Origin of the sequence: Streptomyces phaeoluteigriseus (assembly GCF_001896135.2) — a bacterium.
Classification (GTDB): Bacteria; Actinomycetota; Actinomycetes; order Streptomycetales; family Streptomycetaceae; genus Streptomyces; species Streptomyces phaeoluteigriseus.
The window spans coordinates 88,366-113,288 of sequence record NZ_MPOH02000020.1 but is presented as its reverse complement, the minus strand read 5'-3'; the positions used below and the strand labels follow the sequence as shown (position 1 = coordinate 113,288).

The 24,923-nt window shown below is 71.4% G+C and carries 21 protein-coding genes, 2 tRNA genes and 2 pseudogenes; 8 read left to right on the top strand and 17 right to left on the bottom strand.

Annotation, left to right across the window (positions count from 1 at the left end):
- Positions 1-51: 51 nt before the first annotated feature.
- From def to BM536_RS34900, 8 genes and pseudogenes are all read right to left on the bottom strand, one after another.
- Complete coding sequence (gene def, locus BM536_RS34935) at positions 52-702, bottom strand: peptide deformylase (RefSeq protein WP_073491332.1); 651 nt, start codon at positions 700-702, stop codon at positions 52-54.
- A 156-nt stretch (positions 703-858) separates the two neighbouring features.
- Positions 859-1,839: a tetratricopeptide repeat protein gene (locus tag BM536_RS34930; RefSeq protein ID WP_094103951.1), complete on the bottom strand. Its 981-nt coding sequence runs from the start codon at positions 1,837-1,839 to the stop codon at positions 859-861.
- A 105-nt stretch (positions 1,840-1,944) separates the two neighbouring features.
- Entirely contained in the window at positions 1,945-3,204 is a 1,260-nt protein-coding gene (locus BM536_RS34925; RefSeq protein ID WP_073491331.1) for an HD-GYP domain-containing protein, read from the bottom strand.
- Positions 3,201-4,511, bottom strand: a complete 1,311-nt coding sequence (locus tag BM536_RS34920) for an HD-GYP domain-containing protein (protein WP_094103950.1) — start codon at positions 4,509-4,511, stop codon at positions 3,201-3,203. The genes BM536_RS34925 and BM536_RS34920 overlap by 4 nt, the downstream gene beginning before the upstream one ends.
- Before the next feature lie 239 nt (positions 4,512-4,750).
- Positions 4,751-5,053, bottom strand: a complete 303-nt coding sequence (rsrA, locus tag BM536_RS34915; protein ID WP_073491330.1) for a mycothiol system anti-sigma-R factor — start codon at positions 5,051-5,053, stop codon at positions 4,751-4,753.
- The gene (gene sigR, locus BM536_RS34910) at positions 5,050-5,745 is read right to left on the bottom strand and encodes a sigma-70 family RNA polymerase sigma factor (protein ID WP_211363006.1); all 696 of its coding nucleotides are present in this window, start codon (positions 5,743-5,745) and stop codon (positions 5,050-5,052) included. Before sigR ends, rsrA begins: the two co-directional genes overlap by 4 nt.
- A gap of 248 nt (positions 5,746-5,993) precedes the next feature.
- Positions 5,994-6,581 carry an alpha/beta hydrolase family protein gene (locus tag BM536_RS34905; protein WP_094103976.1) on the bottom strand — a complete coding sequence of 196 codons (588 nt, stop codon included), beginning with the start codon at positions 6,579-6,581 and terminating at the stop codon, positions 5,994-5,996.
- Between the two features lie 151 nt (positions 6,582-6,732).
- Positions 6,733-7,547, bottom strand: a pseudogene (locus BM536_RS34900) (SOS response-associated peptidase).
- Between the two features lie 50 nt (positions 7,548-7,597).
- On the opposite strand from BM536_RS34900, the gene BM536_RS34895 reads away from it, so the two are divergent.
- From BM536_RS34895 to BM536_RS34870, 6 genes are all read left to right on the top strand, one after another.
- Complete coding sequence (locus tag BM536_RS34895; protein ID WP_073491328.1) at positions 7,598-8,320, top strand: M50 family metallopeptidase; 723 nt, start codon at positions 7,598-7,600, stop codon at positions 8,318-8,320.
- Between the two features lie 95 nt (positions 8,321-8,415).
- Positions 8,416-9,741, top strand: coding sequence for a 3-phosphoshikimate 1-carboxyvinyltransferase (gene aroA / locus BM536_RS34890; protein WP_073491327.1), 1,326 nt, complete (start codon positions 8,416-8,418; stop codon positions 9,739-9,741).
- Between the two features lie 11 nt (positions 9,742-9,752).
- The gene (gene rsgA / locus BM536_RS34885) at positions 9,753-10,763 is read left to right on the top strand and encodes a ribosome small subunit-dependent GTPase A (RefSeq protein ID WP_073491326.1); all 1,011 of its coding nucleotides are present in this window, start codon (positions 9,753-9,755) and stop codon (positions 10,761-10,763) included.
- Positions 10,764-10,838: 75 nt separating this feature from the next.
- On the top strand, positions 10,839-11,162 hold the full coding sequence (locus BM536_RS34880) for a DMT family transporter (protein ID WP_073491325.1): 324 nt from the start codon (positions 10,839-10,841) through the stop codon (positions 11,160-11,162).
- A 266-nt stretch (positions 11,163-11,428) separates the two neighbouring features.
- Positions 11,429-12,229 carry a histidinol-phosphatase gene (gene hisN, locus BM536_RS34875; RefSeq protein WP_094103949.1) on the top strand — a complete coding sequence of 267 codons (801 nt, stop codon included), beginning with the start codon at positions 11,429-11,431 and terminating at the stop codon, positions 12,227-12,229.
- Positions 12,230-12,371: 142 nt separating this feature from the next.
- Complete coding sequence (locus BM536_RS34870; RefSeq protein WP_073495894.1) at positions 12,372-12,767, top strand: CBS domain-containing protein; 396 nt, start codon at positions 12,372-12,374, stop codon at positions 12,765-12,767.
- 70 nt (positions 12,768-12,837) lie between these two features.
- Here the strand turns inward: BM536_RS34870 and BM536_RS34865 are convergent, their stop codons facing one another.
- On the bottom strand, positions 12,838-14,289 hold the full coding sequence (locus tag BM536_RS34865) for a catalase (protein WP_073495900.1): 1,452 nt from the start codon (positions 14,287-14,289) through the stop codon (positions 12,838-12,840).
- A gap of 145 nt (positions 14,290-14,434) precedes the next feature.
- Here BM536_RS34865 and BM536_RS34860 point away from each other — a divergent pair, with 145 nt between their 5' ends.
- On the top strand, positions 14,435-14,851 hold the full coding sequence (locus BM536_RS34860) for a Fur family transcriptional regulator (RefSeq protein ID WP_073495892.1): 417 nt from the start codon (positions 14,435-14,437) through the stop codon (positions 14,849-14,851).
- Positions 14,852-15,003: 152 nt separating this feature from the next.
- Here the strand turns inward: BM536_RS34860 and BM536_RS34855 are convergent.
- The 4 genes and pseudogenes from BM536_RS34855 to BM536_RS34840 form a co-directional block, all read right to left on the bottom strand.
- Positions 15,004-15,077: transfer RNA gene (locus BM536_RS34855), tRNA-Met, on the bottom strand.
- Between the two features lie 274 nt (positions 15,078-15,351).
- Positions 15,352-17,235 (bottom strand): tetratricopeptide repeat protein, encoded by a 1,884-nt coding sequence (locus BM536_RS34850; RefSeq protein ID WP_094103948.1) that lies wholly within the window; start codon positions 17,233-17,235, stop codon positions 15,352-15,354.
- Positions 17,236-17,440: 205 nt separating this feature from the next.
- A tRNA-Met gene (locus BM536_RS34845) sits at positions 17,441-17,514 on the bottom strand.
- Positions 17,476-20,522, bottom strand: a pseudogene (locus BM536_RS34840) (UPF0182 family membrane protein). Before BM536_RS34840 ends, BM536_RS34845 begins: the two are co-directional and overlap by 39 nt.
- Before the next feature lie 164 nt (positions 20,523-20,686).
- Between BM536_RS34840 and BM536_RS34835 the strand changes: the two are divergent.
- A complete protein-coding gene (locus BM536_RS34835; protein ID WP_073495897.1) occupies positions 20,687-21,229 on the top strand; it encodes a PPA1309 family protein in 543 nt (180 codons plus the stop codon).
- 208 nt (positions 21,230-21,437) lie between these two features.
- On the opposite strand, the gene BM536_RS34825 is transcribed toward BM536_RS34835, so the two are convergent.
- The 4 genes from BM536_RS34825 to BM536_RS34810 all read right to left on the bottom strand — a co-directional run bounded on the left by BM536_RS34825 (position 21,438) and on the right by BM536_RS34810 (position 24,730).
- On the bottom strand, positions 21,438-22,532 hold the full coding sequence (locus BM536_RS34825; protein WP_073499342.1) for a YlbL family protein: 1,095 nt from the start codon (positions 22,530-22,532) through the stop codon (positions 21,438-21,440).
- A 75-nt stretch (positions 22,533-22,607) separates the two neighbouring features.
- Positions 22,608-22,826 (bottom strand): hypothetical protein, encoded by a 219-nt coding sequence (locus BM536_RS34820; protein WP_094103945.1) that lies wholly within the window; start codon positions 22,824-22,826, stop codon positions 22,608-22,610.
- Between the two features lie 55 nt (positions 22,827-22,881).
- The gene (locus tag BM536_RS34815) at positions 22,882-23,343 is read right to left on the bottom strand and encodes a molybdenum cofactor biosynthesis protein MoaE (protein WP_073499346.1); all 462 of its coding nucleotides are present in this window, start codon (positions 23,341-23,343) and stop codon (positions 22,882-22,884) included.
- A 277-nt stretch (positions 23,344-23,620) separates the two neighbouring features.
- Positions 23,621-24,730, bottom strand: coding sequence for an SDR family oxidoreductase (locus BM536_RS34810; protein ID WP_094103944.1), 1,110 nt, complete (start codon positions 24,728-24,730; stop codon positions 23,621-23,623).
- Positions 24,731-24,923 lie beyond the last annotated feature (193 nt).

The following is a 24,923-nucleotide window of genomic DNA, read 5'->3' as shown; positions in this document are numbered from 1 at the left end:
ACGCCCGGCCGCCGCTGATCGCGGGCCGGGCGTCGTGGGAAGGAGGACGGCTCAGTCGTTGGGGACCACGGCGTAGCGAGGCTCGTTCTCGGCCATCTGCCGCAGCGCTTCCTTGCGTTCACGCTTGGAGAGACGGTCGATGTAGAGGTACCCGTAGAGGTGATCCGTCTCGTGCTGCAAACACCGAGCGAAGTATCCCGTGCCGCGCACCCTGACCGGGTTGCCCTTCTCGTCCTGACCGGTCACCTCGGCGTAGTCGGGCCGAGCCAGCGGCGCGTACGCGGTGGGCACCGACAGACAGCCCTCGTTGCTGTCGTCCAGCCGGCGCCTCTCCGTGGGCAGCTCCACCAGCTTGGGGTTGCAGACCACGCCGGTGTGCCGGGCGCCCTCGTCGTCCGGGCAGTCGTAGACGAACACCTTCAGATCGACGCCGATCTGGTTGGCGGCCAGGCCCACGCCCTCGGCGGCGTGCTGCGAGGCGAACATGTCCGCGACCAGCTGCTGGAGCTCCTCGCCGAACTCGGTGACGTCCTTGCACTCCTTGTGCAGCACCGGGTTCCCCACGACGGTGATGGGCCGCGCGGTCCCGGCCCGACGCCAGGCCTGCTCGCGCTCCTCCGTCTCCCCGGTGTCGATGACGAAGCCCTCGTCGTCCACGGGGAGCACTCCCGCGTGCTGCTGATCGGTGTCCTGCTGCGCCATGACCGACGTATGCCTTCCTCAGAAAAAGCGGGGGGTGTGATGCGGATACAGGGTACGTGGAGCGTCCCGCACGGCGCGCGGGGCCGTATCGAGATGCGGCTCCGCCGCGGGGCGCGACCAGCCACGCACCGGCACGCGACCGAGCCACGACAGGCCTTAGCAGACCTCTTCCAGGTCTCGCCAGTCCCGGGAGTCCGGGCTGTCCGCGACCCACCCGTCCAGCAGCCCCCTCACCAGCGAGGCCGGCGCGGCCACCCCGCACTCCCGCTCGGGCACCCACAGCTGCCCGTCGGTCCGGTGGCCGAGCGGCCCGGGGTGCCCAGGCTCACTGTGATCGTGCGGGTCGAGGTGCTCGCCGTCCCCCTCGTCGGACGGCATCCGCGACTCGGAGCACATCCGGCACAGCAGCCGTACGGAGGACGACCAGTCCTCGGCGGCGAAGCCCGCGTCGGCGGCCAGCTGCTCCAGCGCGTCACGGTCCGTCTCCGTGGCCGCCTCCAGCAGGACCACCCAGGTCGGCACCGGCGAGGGCGCCCACAGCTCGATCTCGTCGAAGACGGGGTAGGAGTGCCCCACCGAGGTGGTGCGCTCGCCGTGCGGCACCCCGTCGTGCAGGACGACCTCGCCCCAGCGCCGCCCGGACGACGGCAGCGGGATCGACAGCACCTCTATCCGCGCGGGGTCCAGCCGCCGCCCCCACACCACCTCGGCCTCCCCCTCGGGCGACAGCCGTACGGCCGCGCTGCCCAGGTCCATGCCGAGGGGCTCGCCGGCGGCGGTGGGACCGCCCGGGACGTGCAGCCCGTAGGCCTGCCAGGAGCGCCGGGCCAGCGGCCAGTCCTGCAGGGCGGTGGCGGCGATGCCGACGTTCCACCAGTCGGGGGCGCCGGTCTCGCGGTCGAGCAGGGCGACCGCCCGGAGCCCGGCGGTGCGGGCCTGCTCCCAGTCGTGCCGGAACTTGTGCAGGAGGGCGAGGTTGAACCAGGACTCCGACAGCCAGGGCTCGAGATCGGCGGCACGGGTCAGCAGCGCGCCCGCGTCCTCGTACCGGCCGTCGCCGATCAGCGTGAAGGCGCGATCGGTGGCCTGCCGCCAGGAGGCGGAGGGCCGGTGCCGTCCCTTGCCGAAGATCCTCACGATTCCCGCCTGCCAGTTCCGTTCTGTGGGCTGGCCAGTGCCCCCGGACACTCTCTCCCTCGCATCCAACCACGTGTGGTCGGAAGGGCGCTCATTACCCATGGGTTACCCACCCGCGGGCAGGGTAAGACAGTCCCGCGACAGCACCCTGGCCAGGGCTTCCACCACCTCGGGGGCGTACTCCCCGCCCGTGCCCAGCCTGAGTTCCTCCAGCGCCGTGAGCGGCCCGCCGGGGCCGGCGTCGCGCACCTTCTCCTCGTAGGCGTTGACCACCCGCACGATCCGCGCGGCCGTCGGCTGCTCCGGGTAGGGGTCGGCCTGGCACTCCACCACCGCGGCGACCTGCGCACTCGCCCCGGTCTGGCGGACCACGGCCCCACCGAGCAGGGCGATGCGCCGCTGCTCGGCCGGGGGCAGCCCGGCCGTGGCCCCGGCCGGGACCGGGTCGACGAGGCTGAGCTGCCCGATGTCGTGCATCAGGGCCGCGTACTCCAGCACGGTCAGCTCCGGCTCCGTGAGGCCGAGGTCCCGGCCGACCGCCTGGCAGAGCGCGGCGACCCGGCGGGCGTGCCCGGCCGGGGTGTACCCGGCTATCTCGGTGGCGCGGGCCAGGGAGGCGATGGTCTGCCGGTAGGTGGCGCGGACGGCGGCGTACCGGCGCAGGGACAGCTGGGTGAGCAGCAACGGCACCGAGAACACCGGCAGCGCCCACAGGCCGACGACGGCCACCGCCAGCGCCATCACCGCGCCCGTCGCGGCCACCGCCGACCCGAGCCCCGGTACGGACCGCAGCTCGTCGCGGAGCAGCGGGGCGAACGGCCAGCCCGTACGGGAGTGCGCGAGCGCGGCGGCCACGACGGCGTCGCACAGCGCGGTGAGGACGAGCAGCGCGAGCAGCAGCAGCGCGTAGGCCGGGCCGGTCCAGCGGGCGAACACCCCGTGGTTGTAGAGCGGCTGGAAGCAGACGGCGGCGAAGCCGACGGCCAGCACGCGCCGGACCAGGTGGTCCAGGACGGGCCCCTGCCCGCGCGCGATGTGCGGCACGCTGCCCAGCAGCGAGGCGGCCACCACGACGGCGACGACCTGGGCCACCCCGTGGTGCGTGGCGTGCCCGGCATGCTCCCCGAGCAGCGCGTACGACAGCGAGGCGGCGGAACCGAGCGGCGCGGCCTCGCGCAGTCCGGGTCCGCTCCACCGGGTCAGCTCGCCGACGGCCATCAGCACCCCGAAGGCGAGCGCGACGGGCCGCTCCGCCAGCCCCGAGCGGAGGACGACGAACAGCGACGCGACGACGAGCAGCCCGGCGGCGCCGTGCAGGACGCTCAGGAGCCCGCCTGCCCGCACCGCCCTGCGGCGGCCACTCACCGCCGGGCCCCCGGCCGCTCGGGAACGGGGTCGGCCGGGGACTGTGCCGGCAGGCGGGGCTCGTCGGCGGTGACGATCGGATGCCAGCCGTCCCGGGTGATCACACGGGTCAGCGCGGTGACCATGCGGGGGTCGAAGTGGGCCCCCGCGCACCGCTGGAGTTCCTCCAGCGCCACCGGCACGGGGCGGGCCCGGCTGTAGGAGCGGGTCGAGGTCATCGCGTCGAAGGCGTCGGCGACCGCCACCACGCGCGCGGGTTCCGGAATCTGACTGCCGACCAGCCCGTAGGGGTAGCCGCTGCCGTCCAGCCGCTCGTGGTGGTGGAGGATCGCCGAGCGGGCCTCGCCGAGGAAGGAGATGCCCCGGGTGATCTCGTGCCCGTACTCGGGGTGCAGTTCGATCACGCGCCGTTCCTCGGGCGTCAGCGGGCCTTTCTTGCGGAGCAGCCGGGTGGGCACGCCGAGCTTGCCGACGTCGTGCAGGATCCCGGCGAAGCGGATCACCTCGACCCGGCCCTCGTCCATCCCCAGCTCACGGGCGATCAGCAGGGAGGCCTGGCCGACGCGTTCGCTGTGCCCGCGGGTGTAGCCGTCCTTGATGTCGACGGCCTGCACCAGCGCCCGGATCGTCGCCTGGTGGGCGGCGCGCTCCCGGTGGTACTGGGCGAACACCCACCAGGACACACCCATCGGGAACAGCACGAGCAGCGCGGCGACCGGCCCGTAGGGGCTGTGCCACAGGACGGCCATCATCAGCCCGGCGAGCCCGTGCACCCCTACGGGTGCCAGGGAGCGCAGGAACGGCCCGTGCCAGGCGCGCCGGGCCGGCAGCCCCTCGGCCAGCGCGAGGATCCCGCCGTCCAGGACGGCGAGCACCAGGCAGAGGACAAGGACGCCGGCCGCGGCCGGGAGGAGGAGGGCGGGGCCGTCGGACGCCCCGACGGCCTCCCGGCCGCCCAGCGCCTCGTGCGCGCGGGACGCGGCCCACACGCCGAGCGCCAGCCGGGCGGCCCGCCAGACGCGCCGCAGCGGGAAGGGCCGGTGCTCCACCGGGGACAGCAGCGCGCCCGGCAGCGGGACGAGCGCGGCGGCGGCAGCCGGAAACAGAAAAGCCCCGGCCAGCAGGACGGGGTAGAGGGTGCCGGCGAACCGGCGGCGGGCGACGCGCTCACCGCCCGCGTACAGCGCGGCGAGCAGTAGGACCGGCCACCAGCGCGTGCGGTCCGACGGCAGGGGGAACAGGCAGCACAGGGCGCCGAGGACGGCACAGCCGACGTACACCCGCGCCCGTACCGGAATGCCGTCCATGTCGCCCTCCCCCGGCCACGCCTCGTCCAGGCTCCGGAGCCTAGGGTGGCGGGGGGTGGCGACGCGGGCGTATCACCGGCGGATTAGCACGTTCGGGTGATGTCGGTGCGTCCTCGGGAGACGTGGGACCTACGCGGGTGCAGAACTTCTGCGTGGTGCAGGACTTCCGCGTGGTGCAGAACTTCTGCGTGGTGCAGGACTTCCGCGGAGGCAGGACTTCCGCGGAGGCAGGGCGGAGGTCAGGACTCCTGAGGGGTGACCGACACATCGTGCTCGGGCACGGCCTGGCCGGAGCGGATCAGCTCGATCCGGCCCATGACCTTCGAGCGCAGGTCGGTCGGCACGTCGTCATGGCCGCAGCAGCGCTTGACCAGCTTCTTGACGGCCTCTTCCAGCCCGTACTTCTCCAGGCACGGCGAGCACTCGTTGAAGTGCTGCTTGAACTTGTCGCGGTCCATGTCCGGCATCTCACTGTCGAGAAACTCGTAGAGATGGTCGAGGACCTCACCGCAGTCCGTCTCGTGCGGCTCTCCACAGCTCATGACCCAGAGCCTTTCGCTTCGTTCGACTCCCCGGCGCCTGCCGGAACCAGCCCGCGCTCACGGGCGTAGTCCTCGAGCATGCCGCGCAGTTGACGGCGGCCCCGGTGCAGCCGGGACATCACCGTACCGATGGGTGTCCCCATGATGTCCGCGATCTCCTTGTACGCAAAGCCCTCTACGTCCGCGAGGTAGACGGCGATGCGGAATTCCTCGGGGATCGCCTGAAGGGCCGCCTTCACGTCCGAGTCGGGCAGATGGTCCAGTGCCTGCGACTCGGCGGAGCGCAGACCCGTGGACATGTGCGACTCGGCGCGCGCCAGCTGCCAGTCCTCGATCTCCTCGGCCGCGCTGCGCTGGGGTTCGCGCTGCTTCTTGCGGTACGAGTTGATGAAGGTGTTGGTCAGGATCCGGTACAGCCAGGCCTTGAGATTGGTGCCCTCGCGGAACTGGTGGAAGGACGCGTACGCCTTGGCGTAGGTCTCCTGCACCAGGTCCTCGGCGTCCGCCGGGTTGCGCGTCATGCGCAGGGCCGCCGAGTACATCTGGTCGAGGAACTCGAGCGCGTCCCGCTCGAAGCGCGCGCTGCGCTCCGTGGTGGACTCCGCTGCCGTCCCCACGCCCGTGCCCTGGCCCTCGGGCAGCTCCGCCTGGCCGTTGTCGGTCCCTGCGTCGGTACCGGTGACCGGACCCACCTCCTCAAGATCGCGGGCAGGACCGAGACCGGTCCCACTCGAATCGGAGGATAGACGACTACCCGTCCCACCCGCCGCTCGAATGTGAGCGGTCTTGGCCGCGTGCAGCACCGTCCAGTCCAGGTCGGTGCGGCTGGGGCAGATGGTCGAACCCATGCGCCGGACTTCCTCTCCCACGACATCGGTGCTGCGTGTTCAGCACTTCTGCCCGGCTCAACAGCCCTGCGCCCCGCAACATTCCCCGCTGTTCACCCGAGTGACACGGCCCACGGGAGGACCGCCGCGGTGACCGTCTCCAGGGCCTGGTCCTGGGTGACCGGGGCCCGCTTGGGCACGGCGAACCCGTGATCGCCGTAGGGCACCTCGACCAGGGCGTACGTCCCCTCGGGGAACTCCGCGGGCTTGCCGAAGGGGTCGTTGCCGCCCTGGACGACGAGCGTGGGCACCCCGGCGCCCAGCAGTTCCGCGGCCCGGGACCTCTCGGGCCTGCCGGGCGGGTGGAGCGGGAAGCTGAGCGCGAGGACGGCGTGGGCGCCGAGTTCGACGGCGGTACGGCAGGCCACCCGCGCGCCCGCGCTGCGCCCGCCGGAGATCACCGGGAGGCCGGCCTTCGCGACGGCCGGCCAGATCCCGCGCCAGCCGACGTCGAGCGTCTTCGGCGCGGGCGCCACCTTCCTGCCGGCCACCCGCCAGGGCTGCTCGACGAGGGCGACGCTGACGCCGTGCCCGGGGAGCACCTCGGCGAGCGCGCGCAGATCCCGCGCCTCGATGCCGCCGCCCGCGCCGTGGCTCACGGCGAGGACGAGCCTGGGCCGCCTCGCCCGGTGCCAGGTGATGCGGGCGGGACCGGCGTCGGTGTCGACGGTCTCGGCGACCGGGGCGTTCTCGGTACTTCCGTCGTTCCCAGGGCCTTCGTCGTTCTCGGGGCCCCCGTCGTTCTCGGCAGGCTCGGTAGTCACGTCTGTCACCTTCGTCCCCTCGGTCACGTCAGAAGAGTGTGCCCTCCTCGGGTCCCTCCAGCTCCTTCAGCAGCTCCGGGCCGTTGTTGCGGACGTTGCTCACGGCGGTGGACACGGGGTACGCGCGCATCAGGCCGGGCGGGGGCGGGGCGAGCAGGGGGCGCAGGTCCTCGACGTCCGTGCGGGACGGGTCCAGCCAGGCGTCCCAGCGGTCGCGGGTGAGCATCAGGGCATCCGGGGATGGATGTCGTACAGCGTCCGCGGGCCCTCCGCGGGGGACTCGGCCAGCGGGGTCGTCTCCGCGTCGGTGGTGACCACCGAGCAGGTCGCCCACCAGGCCCGCGGATGGTCGTCCGGCAGCGTGCGGTCGCGCCAGAACTCGTACAGCCCGGCCATCGCGAAGACCGAGCCGTCGGCGGGGAGCACGAAGTAGGGCTGCTTGCGGGGCCGCTTCCTCCTCCCCTCGACCTCCAGTTCGCGCTCCTGCTGTCCGGTCACCCACTCGTAGTAGCCGTCGGCGGGGATGATGCAGCGGCGGGTGGCGAAGGCGCGGCGGAACGACGGCTTCTCGTGGACGGTCTCCGCCCGCGCGTTGATCATCCGGGCGGCGCCCTCGGGGGTCTTGGACCAGGACGGGACCAGCCCCCACCTGAGTTTGCGCAGCTGGCGAACCGGGCGCGGGTCCGGCACGTCCTTCAGAGGACGGTCCAGGACCACATGGACCTCCTTGGTGGGGGCCACGTTGTAGTCGGGCTCGAGGGTCTCCTCGGGCTCCCACTTCTCGATCTCAAAGACTCCTGCGAGATCCTCGGGCTGGCGACTCGCCGCATACCGTCCGCACATACGTGCCACACTGCCAGATTCCTTAGGACAAGAGGGAGCCACCGGAAACCATGGACAGCACCGCCGCCACCGCGCTGCCCGACCTCTGGGACCGGCTCGTCGGCACCCAGTCCGACCCCGATCTGTGGGTGGTGATCGCCACCATGGCCGCCGCGCTCGCCGTGGTCGTGCCGCACACCCTCTGGCGCCTCTCGCGCAACGCCATCACCATCGCCCACGAGGGCGGCCACGGGCTGGTCGCCCTGCTCACCGGTCGTCAGCTGACCGGCATACGCCTGCACTCCGACACCAGCGGCCTGACCCTCAGCCGGGGCAAGCCGCACGGCCTCGGCATGATCCTCACCGCGGCCTCCGGCTACACCGCTCCCCCGCTGCTGGGCCTGGGCGGCGCGGCACTGCTCGGCGCCGGCCGCATCACGCTGCTGCTGTGGCTGGCCACGGTGCTGCTGGTCGCGATGCTGGTGATGATCCGCAACGCGTACGGGGTGCTGACGGTGGTCGTCACCGGCGGCGCTTTCCTGCTGGTGTCCTGGCTGGCCGATGCCCAGGTGCAGGCGGCGTTCGCGTACGCGGTGGTGTGGTTCCTGCTGCTCGGCGGAGTGCGCCCGGCCTTCGAACTCCAGGCGAAGCGGTCCCGCGGCGGCGCCGGCGACTCGGACGCGGACCAGCTGTCCCGCCTGACCCATGTCCCGGCGGGCCTGTGGCTGTTCCTCTTCCACGCGGTGAGCCTGTGCGCCCTGCTGGGCGGCGGGCGCTGGCTGCTGGGCCTCTGAACGCCGGCGGACCCGGCCGGCCGGGCCGCCCTCGGGCCCTCGGCCGGCCCCCACGCCGGACCACCCCGCCCATGCCCTGCTTATACAGTGGGCCCATGGCCCCGAACCCCGCCCACACCGCCCTCTGGCCCGCCCCGCACGCGAGCGAGGCCGTCGACGCGACGGTCCACGTGCCGGGGTCCAAGTCGGTCACGAACCGCGCTCTCGTCCTGGCCTCCCTGGCTTCCGAGCCCGGCTGGCTGCGCCGCCCCCTCCGCTCCCGCGACACCCTGCTGATGGCGGGCGCCCTGCGCGAGATGGGGGTGGGCATCGAGGAGGGTGTGGGGCCCGACGGGACCGGCGAGGCCTGGCGCGTGCTCCCCACGGGGCTCCGCGGCCCGGCCACCGTCGACGTCGGCAACGCGGGCACGGTGATGCGCTTCCTGCCGCCGGTCGCCGCCCTCGCCGACGGTCCCGTCCGCTTCGACGGCGACCCACGTTCGTACGAACGTCCCCTGACCGGCGTCATCGACGCCCTGCGTGTGCTCGGTGCCCGCATCGACGACGACGGCCGGGGCGCGCTGCCGCTGACGGTGCACGGCGGCGGCGCGCTGGACGGCGGCCCGGTGGAGGTCGACGCCTCGTCCTCGTCGCAGTTCGTCAGCGCCCTGCTGCTGTCGGGCCCCCGCTTCAACCAGGGCGTCGAGGTCCGGCACACCGGCGCCACGCTGCCCTCCCTGCCGCACATCCGGATGACGGTGGACATGCTGCGCGCGGTGGGCGCCCAGGTGGACACCCCCGAGTCGGGCGGCGAGCCGAACGTCTGGCGGGTCACGCCGGGCGCGCTGCTCGGCCGGGACCTGACCATCGAGCCGGACCTGTCCAACGCGCAGCCGTTCCTCGCGGCGGCACTCGTCACCGGCGGCCGGGTCGTCGTCCCCGACTGGCCGGCCAGGACCACCCAACCGGGGGACCGGCTGCGGGAGATCTTCACCGAGATGGGCGGTTCCTGCGAACTGACCGAGTACGGCCTCGTCTTCACCGGGTCGGGCACGATCCACGGCATCGACGTCGACCTGAGCGACGTCGGCGAGCTGACCCCGGGCATCGCGGCGGTCGCCGCCCTCGCCGACTCCCCCTCCACCCTGCGGGGCGTCTCGCACCTGCGCCTGCACGAGACGGACCGCCTGGCCGCCCTCACCAAGGAGATCAACGAGCTGGGCGGCGACGTCACCGAGACCGCCGACGGCCTCCACGTCCGCCCGCGCCGGCTGCACGGCGGGATCTTCCACACCTACGACGACCACCGCATGGCCACGGCCGGCGCGATCATCGGCCTGGCCGTGGAGGGCGTACAGATCGAGAACGTGGCGACGACGGCGAAGACACTGCCCGACTTCCCCGACCTGTGGACCGGGATGCTCGGGACGTCCGGGGTATAGGGACTTCCGCCATGCGTCGCTACGGCAAGCACACCGACGAGGACGACATCCGCAGCCGCCCGAACCGCAAGGGCAACCGGCCTCGTACGCACATCCGGCCCAAGCACGAGGACGCGGCCGAGGGCATGGTCCTCACGGTCGACCGCGGCCGCCTCACCTGCCTCGTCGACGGCCGCATCGTGATGGCGATGAAGGCCCGCGAACTCGGCCGCAAGGCCGCGGTGGTCGGCGACCGGGTCGCCATCGTCGGTGACCTGACGGGCGAGAAGGACACCCTCGCGCGCATCGTCCGCATCGCGGAACGCACCTCGGTGCTGCGCCGTACCGCGGACGACGACGATCCGTTCGAGCGGGTGGTGGTCGCCAACGCCGACCAGCTGGCCATCGTGACCGCCCTGGCCGACCCCGAGCCGCGCCCGCGGCTGATCGACCGCTGCCTGGTCGCGGCGTTCGACGGCGGTCTGACCCCCCTGCTGGTCATGACCAAGTCGGACCTGGCGTCCCCGGACAAGCTGCTGGAGCTGTACGGCCACCTCGACATCCCGTACGTCGTCACCAGCCGCGACGAGCTGACCCGCGGTGCCGCGGTGGACGTGGTGCGCGAGCAGCTGACCGGCCATATCACGGCGTTCGTCGGCCACTCGGGTGTCGGAAAGACCACGCTGGTGAACGCGCTGGTCCCCGAGGAGCGGCGCCGGGTGACCGGCCATGTCAACGCGGTGACGGGCCGCGGCCGCCACACCACCACCTCGGCCCTCGCACTGCCCCTCAACGGCACCGACGACTGGGTCATCGACACCCCGGGCCTGCGTTCCTTCGGGCTGGCCCACATCGACCCGTCCCGGGTGATCCTCGCCTTCCCCGACCTGGTGCCGGGCACGGAGGGCTGCCCGCGCGCGTGCAGTCACGACGAGCCGGACTGCGCGCTGGACGCGTGGGTGGCCGAGGGGCACGCGGACCAGGCACGGCTCTACTCGCTGCGACGTCTGCTGTCGACGAGAGAGCGCACGGAAGGCGACTGACCTTCGCGTGTTTGTGTGCGCCGGAGTTCGGTAAGTGCATAATCGCACCGAGCCGCTTACACGGGAGGACAGCACATGGCGTGGTTGCTGGTCATCGTCGCGGGAATGCTCGAGACCGGCTTCGCCGTCTGCCTCAAGCTGTCACACGGTTTCACCAGGCTGTGGCCGACGATCGCGTTCTGCGCGTTCGCCCTCGGCAGCTTCGGCCTGCTGACCCTCGCCCTCAAGAAGCTCGACGTCGGCCCGGCGTACGCGGTCTGGACCGGCATCGGCGCGGCCGGCACCGCGATCTACGGAATGATCTTCCTGGGCGACCTGGTCTCCGTCCTGAAAATCGTCTCGATCAGCCTGGTCATCATCGGAGTGATCGGCCTCCAGCTGTCAGGCTCGGCGCACTAGCCCCCCCCGCCGTCTCGGACCCACCCACCGGGGCGATCAACCGGCTGCATCCAGCGCGTCCGGCGTTCGCGGACGAGGCCCGCGACGAGGCCGCAGGGCCGACGGCGGGTGTCCCGGGGGGGCGGCAGTCCCCAGGGGAGGGAAGGGGCTGCGGGGGCCGACAAAGCCCTCAGACCACGCCTTGCCGGTGCAAAGCACCCCGCACCAACTCCCCCACCCCACCCCCTGTGGCCCCACCCCCACCCACGGCGGATACGGTTCGTCCCATGCCGGACTACCACGACGACCTCCGCCTCGCGCACGTCCTCGCGGACGCCGCCGACGCCGCGACCATGGCCCGCTTCAAGGCCCTCGACCTCAAGGTCGAGACCAAACCGGACATGACTCCGGTGAGCGAGGCGGACAAGGCCGCCGAGGAGCTGATCCGCGGCCAGCTCCAGCGGGCCCGCCCCCGCGACGCGATCCTGGGCGAGGAGTACGGCATCGAGGGGACGGGTCCCCGCCGCTGGGTGATCGACCCGATCGACGGCACGAAGAACTACGTACGCGGCGTCCCCGTCTGGGCCACCCTGATCGCGCTGATGGAGGCCGCCGAGGGCGGCTACCAGCCCGTCGTCGGTGTCGTGTCCGCGCCGGCGCTGGGCCGCCGCTGGTGGGCCGCGAAGGGCCACGGCGCCTACACCGGCCGCAGCCTGACCTCGGCAAGCCGCATGCACGTCTCGAAGGTCTCGACGCTCTCGGACGCGTCCTTCGCGTACTCCTCGATCGGCGGCTGGGAGGAGCAGGGCAGGCTGAACGGCTTCCTCGACCTGACCCGCGAGGTGTGGCGCACGCGCGCGTACGGCGATTTCTGGCCGTACATGATGGTCGCCGAGGGCTCGGTCGACCTCTGCGCCGAACCCGAGCTGTCGCTCTGGGACATGGCGGCCACCGCGATCGTCGTGACGGAGGCCGGCGGCAGCTTCACGGGCCTGGACGGCCGTCCGGGCCCGCACAGCGGCAACGCGGCCGCGTCGAACGGTCTCCTCCACGACGAGCTGCTGGGTTACCTCAACGAGCGCAACTGACCGACACAAATGAGCGCGTGCGCCCTCAATTGGACGCGCACGCCCTCTTGTTGACCCCCGCTTTGCCTGCCACGCTGACAGCACCCCCACTTGTGCATTTGTGAATCCTTGAACGAACGGATTCGTAGGAGGTGCTCAGCCCATGCTCGTCCGCGACGCCATGAGCACGGTGGTCCTCACCATCGGCCCCGCACACACCCTCCGGCAGGCCGCCGCCCTGATGTCCGCACGCCGCGTCGGCGCGGCCCTGGTCCACGACCCGGACGCCGGAGGCATCGGCATCCTCACCGAACGCGACATCCTCAACTCCGTGGCCCTGGGCCAGGACCCGGACACGGAACGCACCCACGCCCACACCACCAACGACGTCGTCTTCGCCGCCCCGACCTGGACCCTGGAGGAGGCGGCCGCCGCCATGGCGCACGGCGGCTTCCGGCATCTCGTCGTCCTGGACCGCGAGGAGGCCGTCGGCATCGTCTCCGTCCGCGACATCATCCGCTGCTGGGCACCCCTACGGCAGCCCGCGCCCGCCCTGTGAGCACGGACGCCGGACTCCCCGAGGGGAATCCGGCCCGTCCGCCCACGACAAGCGGTCCAGTGCTGGAGTATCAGCCGCGCAGGGCCTGGACCGCGGCCTCCAGCCGCTTGCCGTAGTCTCCGTCGGCCCGACGGAAGTTGTCGATCGCCCGCTCGACGATGTCGTCGCGGGAGACCTTGGCGATGAAGCCCGCCAGGTTGCCGATCAGGCGGTCCTTCTCGTCCTCCGACATCAGCCGGTAGAGGTTGCCCGCCTGCACGAAGTCGTCGTCCTCGGCGTGGACGGGCGCCTGGTGGTTGCCCGTGCCGCCGATGACCGCGGTGGCGGTCCAGAGCGGACGGTCGGTCTGGAAGGGGCCGCCGAAGCTGTTCGGCTCGTAGTTCCTCGCCCCGCCGTGGCGGCCGTCGTACAGGAGGCCGTCACGCGCGTGGGTGCGCGCCACCGTGGCGTGCGGGCGGTTCACCGGCAGGTGGTCGGCGTTGATACCGACGCGGTAGCGGTGGGCGTCGCCGTAGGCGAAGAGGCGGCCCTGGAGCATCTTGTCGGGCGAGGGGCCGATGCCGGGCACGAAGTGCGCCGGGGAGAAGATCGACTGCTCGACCTCGGCGAAGACGTTCTCCGGGTTGCGGTTCAGCTCCAGCCTGCCGAACTCGATCACCGGGTAGTCCGCGTGCGGCCACACCTTGGTGAGGTCGAACGGGTTGAAGCGGTACGTCGCCGCGTCCGCCACCGGCATGATCTGCACGCCGACGGTCCAGGTCGGGTGGTCACCGCGCTCGATGGCCTCGCGCAGGTCCCGCTGGTGGGAGTCGGGGTCCTCACCGGCGAGCCGGTTGGCCTCGGCCTGGGTGAGGTTCCTGATGCCCTGGTCGGTCTTGAAGTGGTACTTGACCCAGAAGGCCTCGCCGGCCTCGTTGCTCCACTGGTAGGTGTGCGAGCCGAAGCCGTCCATGTGGCGGTAGCTCGCCGGGATACCGCGGTCGCCGAACAGCCAGGTCACCTGGTGGGTGCTCTCGGGGCTGAGCCCCCAGAAGTCCCAGACGTTGTCCGCCTCCTGCGAGCCCGTGTACGGGTCACGCTTCTGGGTGTGGATGAAGTCGGGGAACTTGATGGCGTCCTTGATGAAGAACACCGGGGTGTTGTTGCCGACGAGGTCGTAGTTGCCCTCCTCGGTGTAGAACTTCAGCGCGAACCCACGCGGGTCACGGACGGCGTCCGCGGCACCGAGGCTGCCCGCCACGGTCGAGAACCGCAGGAACGTCTCGGTCTGCTTGCCGACCGCGGAAAGGAACCCGGCCCGGGTGTACGGCGTGACATCGCCGGTCACCGTGAAGGTGCCGTAGGCGCCGGCGCCGCGGGCGTGCACGACCCGCTCCGGGATGCGCTCCCGGTTGAAGTGCGCCAGCTTCTCCAGAAGCAGCTGGTCCTGGACGAGCACAGGGCCGCCGATGCCCGCGGTCTCGCTGTTCTGGTTGTCGGCCACCGGCGCGCCGGCCTCCGTGGTGAGCGATCCGCGCGTCACGTACGCCTCGTGCGTCATTCCTGACCATTCCTGTCTCTTGGCTAAAACCAGTCTCGATCCTACAATAGACATTGTCTAAGTCAAGTGAGGCTCCAAAGTCACACCTGTTCGGGACTCGGCCCCCTCTGCTGTTAGGCTGGTGCTCATGAGTGACCTTCTGGAACGGCTGCGCGGACGCGGATGGCGGATGACCGCGCAGCGGCGCGTCGTGGCCGAGGTGCTCGACGGCGAACACGTCCATCTGACAGCCGACGAGGTCCATGCGCGGGCTGTCGCCAAGCTGCCCGAGATCTCCCGGGCGACCGTCTACAACACGCTCGGCGAGCTGGTCTCCCTCGGCGAGGTGCTGGAGGTCGCCACCGACAAGCGCGCCAAGCGGTACGACCCGAACGCGCACCGGCCGCACCATCACCTGGTCTGCGCCCAGTGCGGCGCGATCCGCGACGTCCACCCGAGCGGCAACCCGCTGGCCGACCTCCCGGACACGGAGCGCTACGGCTTCACGGTCTCGGGCGTCGAGGTGACGTACCGCGGCGTCTGCCCGAACTGCGCGGCGGCGTAACCCACACACACCGAGGCCCCGGCGTCCGTCCTGGACTCCGGGGCTTCGCGCTGTCCGCCACCGCCTGGGCTCCGGCCACTGTCTGGAGCCTTGGCACCGGCTGGAAATGAGTCGAGGGTCGGAACCCTTTCGGATTCCGACCTGACCTTCAGTAGCGGGGACAGGATTTGAACCTGCGACCTCTGGGTTATGAGCCCAGCGAGCTACCGAGCTGCTCCACCCCGCGCCGTTGAATGCAACATTACGTCACGGGGGCGGAAAGAAGCAAATCCATATCCACTCCCCAGTTACCGCAGGTCAGAAGCCCACCCAGCCCGTCCGGCGTTTGCGGACGAGGCCGTTCGGGCCGACGGCGGGGGCCTGAGCGCGGCAGCCCTCAGGGATGGGACGGGGCCGCGGGGAAGGGGCGGCGGGGGGCGAAACCCCTGCCGGCACAGACCCCAACCCTCAAGCCAGGTGAAGGCCGGCGCCCCGGCGACCCGCGCAGCCGTCGGCCGGGCTCACGCCGACAGTTCCTCCCGCAGAGCGTCCCGCAACCGCGCAGCCCGCTCCGCCACCTCCCCCGGCCCGAGCGACACCGCCCGGTCCGCCCACCGCTGCCCTTCCGCCAGCTCCCCGCGACGCGCGTAGACGAGGGCCAGCCGCAACGCCGCCCGCCCGTGCCCGGCGTCGGCCGCCCGCGTCCACCACACGGCCGCCTCGGGCTCGCTGCCCTCCCGGGCGAGCAGCAGCCCGAGGTTGAAGGCGCCGTTGCGCGATCCGGCCTCCGCGGCCTCGCGGTACCACCGCGCCGCCTGCACCACATCGCCGCGCGCGGCGGCCAGCATCCCGACCCGCACCTGCGCCCGCCGGTGCCCCTGGGTCGCCGCCCGCTCGTACCACTCCTCACACTCGGTCTTCTCGTGCACCGTCTCGCCCAGTTCGTGCGCCGGCTGGGGCGGCCGACGGGCGTCGAGCACGGCCGCCAGCCGGTACGCGGCCTCCGCGCTGCCCCCGCCCGCCGCGCAGCGCAGATGCCGTTCGGCGGCCTGCTCGTCGCCCTCCCGGAGCCGGGCGATGCCGACCTGGAGCGCCGCCTCGGTGTGCCCGGCCGCCGCCGCGCGCTCGTACCAGCGCAGCGCGACCGCGTCCTCGCCCCGGCCCGCGAACAGGATCCCGAGGTTGAATGCGGCGTCGACACTGCCCGCCTCCGCGGCCTTGGAGAACCAGGGCTCGGCGCCGGCCGCGTCGCCGACCTGGAGCAGCAGGACGGCCAGCGCGTTGGCGGCCTCGCGGTGCCCGGCGTACGCGGCGCGCCGGTACCACTGCTCGGCCTGTGCGGTGCGGCCCTGCTCGGCGCAGAGCAGGGCGAGGTTGTAGGCGCCGTTGTCGTCCCCGGCGTCCATGGCCGCCCGGTACCAGCGCTCGGCGGTCTGGGTCTGGTTGCGCTCGGCGTACAGCGCGCCCAGCGCGTTGGCCGCGTTGCCGTCGCCGTCCTGGGCGGCGCGCAGCCACCACACGGCGGCGTTCTCGGTGTCACCGGCGTCGCGCAGCAGGAACCCGAGCGCGCAGGCGGCCCGGGGCTCGCCGTCCTTGGCGGACGTCAGGTACCAGCGCCCGGCCTCCTTCAGCTCGCCGCGCCGCTCCAGGATGGCCCCGAGGTGCAGTGCGGCCCGCCGGTGTCCGCGCGCGGCTGCCTGCCGGTACCACTGCTCGGCCTCCGCGGGCACGGCGACACCGTTGTCCGTGGCGTTCCTGCGCCCGTCGCCGAAGAGCGGCTCCCTGCGGTCGAGTGCCCGCGCCAGCCGGTACGCCGCCTCCCGGTGCCCGCGTTCGGCGGCGGCCCGCATCCACCGCTCCGCGCCCGGGCGGTCCCCCCGGTGCTCCAGCAGGTCGGCGAGGGCGTAGGCGCCCAGGACGTGCCCCTGTTCGGCGGCCTGGCGCAGCCAGTACTCGGCGGCGGGTTCGTCGCCGCGCTCACGGTGGTGGCGGCCCAGCGCGTGGGCCGCGGGCGCGGAGCCGGCGACGGCGGCGACCCGCCACCAGCCGGCGGCCTCGTCCGGGTAGCCGCGCTGATGGAGGAGGACGCCCAGGTTGTTGGCGGCGGCACGGTCGCCCGCCGTGGTGGCGGCGCGCAGATGGGGTTCGGCTCCGTCGAGATCGCCACGGCGCAGCAGCAGGGCCCCGAGGACGCTCATCGCCTCGACGTCGCCGGACTCGGCGGCGAGCCGTCGGCGAACTTCCTCGACGGCCTCTCCCGTCTCGTCCCGGCTCTCGTCCCGGCCCACGTCCGGAGTCTCCTCCGCGGCCCCGTCCGGGGTCTCGTCCGGGGTCGCTTCCGTACCGGAAGGCTGCACAAATCGCCCTGTCTCGAACAGAGTTGCCTTGTCCCCCATAACGTCCATCGTCGCACCACCTGCAACCCGGGTACACCTGGTATACCGCAGCCCGTAAGGTCACTTCAGCGTTTTGTCGACATGCCCACAGAGAGACAAGTCAAACACAGGCTCCCCAACTCCCCACGGCGGCACGGCGATCCCGCTCCGGGTACATGCGTTCGCACACCACGAAGGCCCGGATCCTTTTCAGGATCCGGGCCTTCGCCTGGAGTAGCGGGGACAGGATTTGAACCTGCGACCTCTGGGTTATGAGCCCAGCGAGCTACCGAGCTGCTCCACCCCGCGTCGTGTTCCACAACCGTACCACGACGCGAGGTGGTTCTTGATCAGCCGCGTGACTGCGCTCGGACTCGGTCGGGGACTGGCGGTGGTCCCGGGCTGGGCGCTCGCGCTCGGCGAACTGCTCGGCTTCGGGCTGCTCCCGCCGCTCCGGTCCGCCGCGGCCTGCGCGTCCTCGGCCCGCTTCAACGCGGCCTCGAGCTCCGCCTGCGCCTTGGCGTACGCCTCCCAGTCGGGCTTCTTGAGGGCCTCCTGGCCCGCGGTGAAGGCCTCCTGGGCGTCCTCCAGCGCCTCCTGGACCGTCGCGTTGCCGGTCGTCGGTGGCGGGGTGGTGGTGTCACCTTCGTCCGCGGGTGGCTTCGGTGTCGCGCCCTCCGCGCCGAAGACCTTGTTGAGGGCCTCGTCGAGGGAGTCCTCGAAGGCGGTGACACCGCCGTAGGACACCAACACCTTGCGCAGCAGCGGGTACTTGAGTCCGCCACCGCGGACGTAGACGGGCTCCACGTAGAGCAGGCCTCCGTCGAGCGGCACGGTCAGCAGGTTGCCGTACTCGACCTCCGAGTCGCCGCCCTTCAGCAACCTGATGGACTCGGCGATGTCCTGTTCGGAGTTGAACTGGCTCTGCACCTGTTTGGGTCCGTCGACGTCGTGCTGGTCGGCAGTTTCAGAACTCTGATCTTGCCGTAGCCGGATGTGCCGGCCTCGGAGTCGACCGACATGAACGCGCTGAGGTTGTCACGGCCATTGGGCGTGAACGTCGTCGTCAGCGAGAACGCCTGCGCCTTCTGGTCGGGCATCTTCATGCTCAGGTAGTACGGCGGCACCGCGTCGTTCGACTGGTTGGTCGGGTCGTTCGGCACCTGCCACACCTCGCTGCCGCTGAGGAACGTGGTCGCGTCCTTCACGTGGTAGCGGGTGAGCAGCTCACGCTGGACCTTGAACAGGTCCTGCGGGTACCGGAGATGGGCCATCAGGTCGCCGGAGATCTCCGACTTCTTCTCCACCGTGCCCGGGAAGGCCTTCATCCAGGTCTTGAGGACCGGGTCCTTGGTGTCCCACTGGTAGAGCTTGACCTCGCCGGTGTACGCGTCGACGGTCGCCTTCACCGAGTTGCGGATGTAGTTGACCTGGTTCTGCTGGGCCACCACCGCGCGGTTGTTGTTGGTGGCGGTCAGCGAATCGGCCGTCGTGTCACCGAGGGTCGTGCGCGAGGCGTACGGATAGCCGTTGGTGGTCGTGTACGCGTCGACGATCCACTGGACCTTGTCGCCCACGACCGCCGGGTAGGCGTCGCCGTCGATGGTCAGCCACGGGGCGACCGCCTCGACGCGATCCTTGGGCGTGCGGTTGTAGAGGATCCTCGAACCCTCGCCGATCGCGCCGGAGTACATGATCTGCGGTTCGCCGAACGCCACCGCGTACGCGGCCCGGTTGACCGCGTTGGAGAGGTTGACCCCGCTCTTGCCGGTGTAGCTGGTGGTCTTCTCGCCCTGGTCGTCGGAGTAGTCGATCTCCTTCTGGGGACCACCGACGATCGAGTACGTGGTGGTCTTCTCGCCGTAGTAGATGCGCTGCTCGTACTTGCCGAGCACGCCCTCCGACGGCAGGTTGGACTCGGTGAAGGCGGGGCGGCCGTCGGTGTCGGCGGTGGTGCCCTTGGCGGCGACCACGCCGTAGCCGTGGGTGTAGCGGAAGTGGTTGTTGATCCAGTTCTGCTTGTCCACGCCCGCGAGGTTCAGCTCGCGCAGACCGATGACCGTGTCCTGGTCCTGGCCGTTCACGTTGTAGCGGTCCACGTCCAGGTTGGTCGGGAAGGCGTAGTACTTCCGGATCTGCTGGAGCTGCTGGAAGGTCGGCGAGACGATGTTCGGGTCCAGGACGCGGATGCTCGCCGCGGCCGCCACGTCGTCGCGCAGCGTCGTCTTGTCCTCGGTCTTGCTCGTCCCCGAGTAGTCGGTGACCTGGGCGCCCTCGATGCCGTAGGCCTCACGCGTCGCCTGGAGGTTCTTCTCGACGTACGGCGCTTCCTTGGCCTGCTCGTTCGGCTGGACCTGGAACTTCTGGACGATCGCCGGGTACAGGCCGCCGATGAGGATGGCGGAGAGCACCATCAGGCCGAAGCCGATGACGGGCAGCTGCCAGGTGCGCCGCCACAGGGTGGCGAAGAACAGCAGGGCGCAGATGACCGCGATGCAGAACAGGATCGTCTTGGCCGGCAGGTAGGCGTTGGCGTCGACGTAGCGCAGGCCGGTCCAGTTGTCGGTGGCCTTGAAGTCGCTGGACTTCACGGCCAGGCCGTACCGGTCGAGCCAGTAGGCGACCGCCTTCAGCGCGACGAAGATGCCGAGCAGCACCGACAGGTGTCCGGTGGCCGCGGCCGTGGCGCGCGCGCCGGGGCTGGTGACGCGCAGCCCGCCGTACAGGTAGTGGGTGAGCGCGGCAGCGATCAGGGAGAGGATGGTGGCGGCGAAGCCGAAGCCGAGCAGGAACCGGTACCAGGGCAGGTCGAAGGCGTAGAAGGACACGTCGAGGTGGAACTGCGGGTCCTTCTGTCCGAAGGACACGCCGTTGACCCACATCAGCCAGGTCCGCCACTGCCCCGACGCCGAGGCACCCGCGATCAGCCCGACGAGAGCGGTGATCCCGAGCAGCAGCCACCTCTTGTACGGCGCGATGCCCATGCGGTACCGGTCGAGACTCTGCTGCTCCATCGACATGGCGCTCAGCGGCGGCCTCAGCCGGTGGGCCAGCCACAGGTTGAACCCGACCGCGAGGGCCATCAGCAGACCGAAGACGAAGAAGAGTCCGATCTTGGTCGACAAGGTGGTCGTGAACACGGAGGAGTAGTTCACCGACCGGTACCAGAGCCAGTCCGTCCAGAATCCTGCGAACATGGTGAAAGCCATGCCCAGGACGGCAAGGACGCCCAGTGTCATGAGCAGAGTGCGGACACGCCGGGACGGGCGGCCCACTCTGATCCGTGGCCCGGTCGGGCCTCCGCCGCGGTCCGGCATCTGGAAAGCCAAGGTTCGCACCCCGAAGTTCGCTGTTGATCCGTCAGGTCCGCGTCTTCGTGGACCCTCCGTGGCCCCCCGTGTTCGCGGGCCCACACCTATGCAACTTACTCACCGTTTACTCGGTTCCCGATTCCGGCCCTGAACGAGGCAGGATTGTGACCATGTCCAACACTCCCATGGCGGCGAGCCCGCTCACCCGGGCCGTACTCGAGATCGACGAGTACGCCTCCGGCCTCGGCTGGGACCAGCCCGCCCGCCTTTTCGCCCTCGTAGACACCGCACGTCTGCGGACTCAGGAACCCGGCCTTGCCGCCCAGCTCGGCCTGGCGGATGCGCCCGAGACCACCGGTCTCACCCCGATCGAGCAGGATGAAGTGCCAACGGACAAGCCGCTCGATGAGTTCCTCGCCACGATCGCCTGGCCCGACGCGGTGGTCGGCTGTGCGCTGACCGTGGAGCGTCTGATGCTGCCCCCGTCCGCCGAGGCCCAGGTCCCGCAGGGGCTGAGCGAGGCGAAGCTGACGCAGTGGGTGGCCGAGCACCCCGACCGCCAGGAGGTCCGGATGACGGTGGCGGTCCTGCGGGACGGCGCCCGCGACTCGGCCCTGCGGCTGCGCCAGAAGGATTCCCCGACGGAGGTCCTCACCGGTTCGGAGCTGGTGCCGGGCCTCGCGGAGGCCCTGTCGGCGACGTTCGAGGACTAGGACTGTCGTTCGGATCAGGTCGCAGGGAATCGACGGCGCTGTTCAGTGCCGGTGAGCGGGGTCTGGTGCGTGCGGCCGCAAGGCGGAGGAGGGCGTCGACGCGGAGCGTCGGCAACCGACGACAACGCGGCGGATGCGCATGCCGGACCCCGCGTCTGCGACGTGATCCGAACGACAGGCCTCCAGCCCCGACGCGTCGCCCCACGGCCTAGCCGGCCGTGCACTTCGGCAGGTCGGCGGTGTCGCCGCTGCGGATGTCCTTCAGGGCGCCCAGGGCGTCGTCGATGGTGTTCACCTTGACGAGCGTGAGCCCGCTGGGGGTGTCCTCGGCGGCGGAGGCGCAGTTGTCGGCGGGCGTCAGGAAGTACTGGGCGCCCTTGTCGCGTGCGCCGACGGTCTTCATCTCGATGCCGCCGATCGGGCCGACCTTGCCGTCGTCGTCGATGGTGCCGGTGCCGGCGACGAACTTGCCGCCGGTCAGGCTGCCGGGGGTGAGCTTGTCGTAGATGCCGAGCGCGAACATCAGGCCGGCGCTCGGGCCGCCGACATCGGCGAGCTTGATGTCGATGGTGAAGGGGAACGTGTGGTCGGTACCTGCGGAGATGCCCACGATGGCGCGCTTCTCCCCGGTGTCGTCGGAGGCCGCGGTGGTGACCGTGATCTTCTTCGTCCTGGTCGCCGTCCTGTTCTCCTTCTCGGCGGCGGCCTGGTCCTTCGCCGGCACGATGGTGAAGACGACGTCCTCGCCGGGCTTGTGCTTCGTCACCAGCTTCGCGACGTCGGAGGGGGCCTTCACCGTCGTACCGTCGACGTCCTTGATCACGTCTCCGGCGTGCAGCCGGCCCTCGGCGGGTGAGCCCTTCACGACGGTGGAGACGATCACCCAGGACTGCACCGGGACGTCCAGCTCCTTCAGGGCGGCGACCTTGGCGCTCTCCTGGGACTGGCTGAACTCCTCGGCGTTCTCCTGAGTGGACTGCTCCTCCGTCTTGCCGTCCGGATAGAGCGTGTCGTGCGGCACGACCTTGTTGTCGTGCGCGAGCCAGCCGTAGACGGCCTCGACGAGGTTCATCCGGTAGTCGGCGCTGGTGACCCGGACGGTCGTCATGTTGAGGTTGCCGTCGGTCGGGTAGGTCTTGCGCCCGGCGATCTGGAGCACCGGCTCGCCGCCGTGTTCCCCGAGGGTGTTCACCGTCGGACCCGGGGACATCTCCGCGTACGGCACGGGGATGAGCACTCCCGCGCACAGGAGCGCGATCAGCATCAGGGTGGAGGCGAGCATCGTCGCGGTGCGGCGTGGCATGAGTCGACAGTACGGGACGGTTCTGTCAGCGCACCGTCAGGGCCACCGCCCGGGTTACCGCCCGGGTCACCGTCCTCAGGTGCCCGAGTGGGACCTCTCCATGGCCGCGCAGAAGCGGGCGTAGCCGTCCAGCTCGGGGCCGTCGCCGCGGGCCTTGCGGGTGCGGGTGGCCCAACTGCCCCAGAGGCCCGCACCGATCGCGGCCAACAGCGGAATCAGCAACCAGGCGAGCGCCCCCATGCCGACCTCCCAACCCCAGTGCGACCACAACTGACTGATCAGCAGATTAACCATCCGCACTGACAACGCTCATGCCCGGGGTGCGGTTACGCAACCGGACGGGCGGGGTTCAGCAGGCCCCGACCCATTCCTCGGTGCCGTCGGAGAACTTCTGGTGCTTCCAGATGGGCACCTCGTGCTTGAGGTCGTCGATCAGCTTGCGGCAGGCCTCGAACGCCTCGCCGCGGTGCGGGCAGGACACGGCGACGACGACGGCCAGGTCGCCGACGCTCAGGTCTCCCACGCGGTGCACGGCCGCGAGCGCCCGCACCGGGTATTCGGCGACGACCTTCTCCGCGATCCGCCGCATCTCCGCCTCGGCGCTGGGATGACTGGAGTAGCCGAGGGTGTCCACGTCGGCGCCGCCGTCGTGGTTGCGCACGGTCCCCACGAACAGCGCCGTCCCGCCGGCCGCGTCGTCCCCCACGGCACGGAAGACCTCGTCCAGGGACAACGCGCCGTCCCGGATCGCGATCAGCTTGACGGGATCCTGCGCGGCCTGCTCACCGGGGTGATCGCTACTGGGTGCCATGCCTCCATCGTGCCGCACCACGACGACGAGCGGGAATAGCGGGATCGCCCGGCACGCACGCGTGCCGCCTTGGAGCCTCCTACAGCCCGGCACGCACGCGTGCGGCCTTTGAGCTCCCCTCCTACAGGGAGCACTCGCCCGTTGTGGGGGTCCCCTCCGGGGAGGTTCGAGGACGAGGCCTGTTCTGGGCCGAAAGGGGTCAGGAGGCGCATCCCCGGGGACGGGATGGGAAGGCGCGGCGGGGACGGCCCCAGGAGGCCACCCCGCCACGCCCCCGCTACCGCCGCCGAGCCTTACGGGCCCGCCGCACCACTGCGGCGGCGCCCAGCAGAGCCACCGTCGCCCCCGCGGCCCCCGCAGCCGTCGCGTCCTTCCGCCCCAGCCGCCGCCCGGCAACGGTGTGCCGTCCGGCGACCTCCTCCAGCAGCTGCGCGAGCACTTCCTCATTGGACCACCGGGGCCGCCACCCGGCGTCGTGCAGCCGGCTCCCGCTGACCACCCACGGGTACATCGTGTAGGCCAGGTCCCCCGCCGGGGACGGCGTGAGCCCGATCCGGTGCAGCCGGGCCGCCGCGCCGAGCGCGACCGCCGACGGCAGCTCCATCCGCCGGATCCCGCTCAGCTCCTCGACCTCCTCCTGCTCCAGCCACCCGTCGCAGCCGACGGCGAGTTCCCCGTCGACCTTCTCCAGGACGGCGTACTCCAGCGCCCCGCACAGGTCCTCGACGTGGCAGAACTGCCAGACCGGCCGCGACCCGGCGACGACCAGCAGCCGGGGTGACTCGAAGTAGCGGGTCAGCGCGGTGTCCGTGCCGCCCACCAGCACCGCCGGCCGCACCACGGTGACGTTGAGCCCCGGATGCGCGCGCGGGGCTCGCCGCGCGAGCCGCTCGATCTCGAGCAGGTCCCCGACGCCGGTCGCCTCCGCCGTGGCCTTCAGCTCCGCGTCCTCCGACAGGGGCAGCTCGTTGTCCGGCAGCGCCCCGTAGACCATCGCGGAGGTGCACAGGACGACGCGGTGCACCCCGGCGGCCGCGGCGGCGGTCAGCACCGTCTGGGTCCCGCGCACGTTGTAGGCCGTTCGGGCGGCGGCTTCGCTCCCCAGGTCGAGATCGAGCGCCAGATGGACGACGACGTCCGCGCCGCGCAACTTCTCGGCGATCGCCGGATCGCGGACGTCGAGGATGTGCCACTGAGCCGCATCACACTCGCCCCGCCGCTCGTCGATGGCGATGACCTGCTTGATCTCGTCGGACGCGGCGAGCCGCTCGGTCAGCAGCGCGCCCACCCCGGTCGCGGCGCCGGTGACGGCGACGACGGGGCCGCGCGGCCCGCCCGGGTTCGAGGGGTTTCGCGCTGCGCGAACCTGCGGATCTGGGGAACTCACCAGGTGTCTCCAGCGGTTGTTTTCCATACGGGCGTGAGTGACGCGTTCGTACCAGGTGGCATCCATCCTGCCGCAGGCCGCGAGTCGGCGAAGCACCGAGGCCCGATCGGGCCCGGGTGTCTACGCTGGGTGGTGTTGCAGGGCAGCCGCGCCGCCGGACCAGAGCCGGTGGCCTTACCAGCCGAGGAACCCC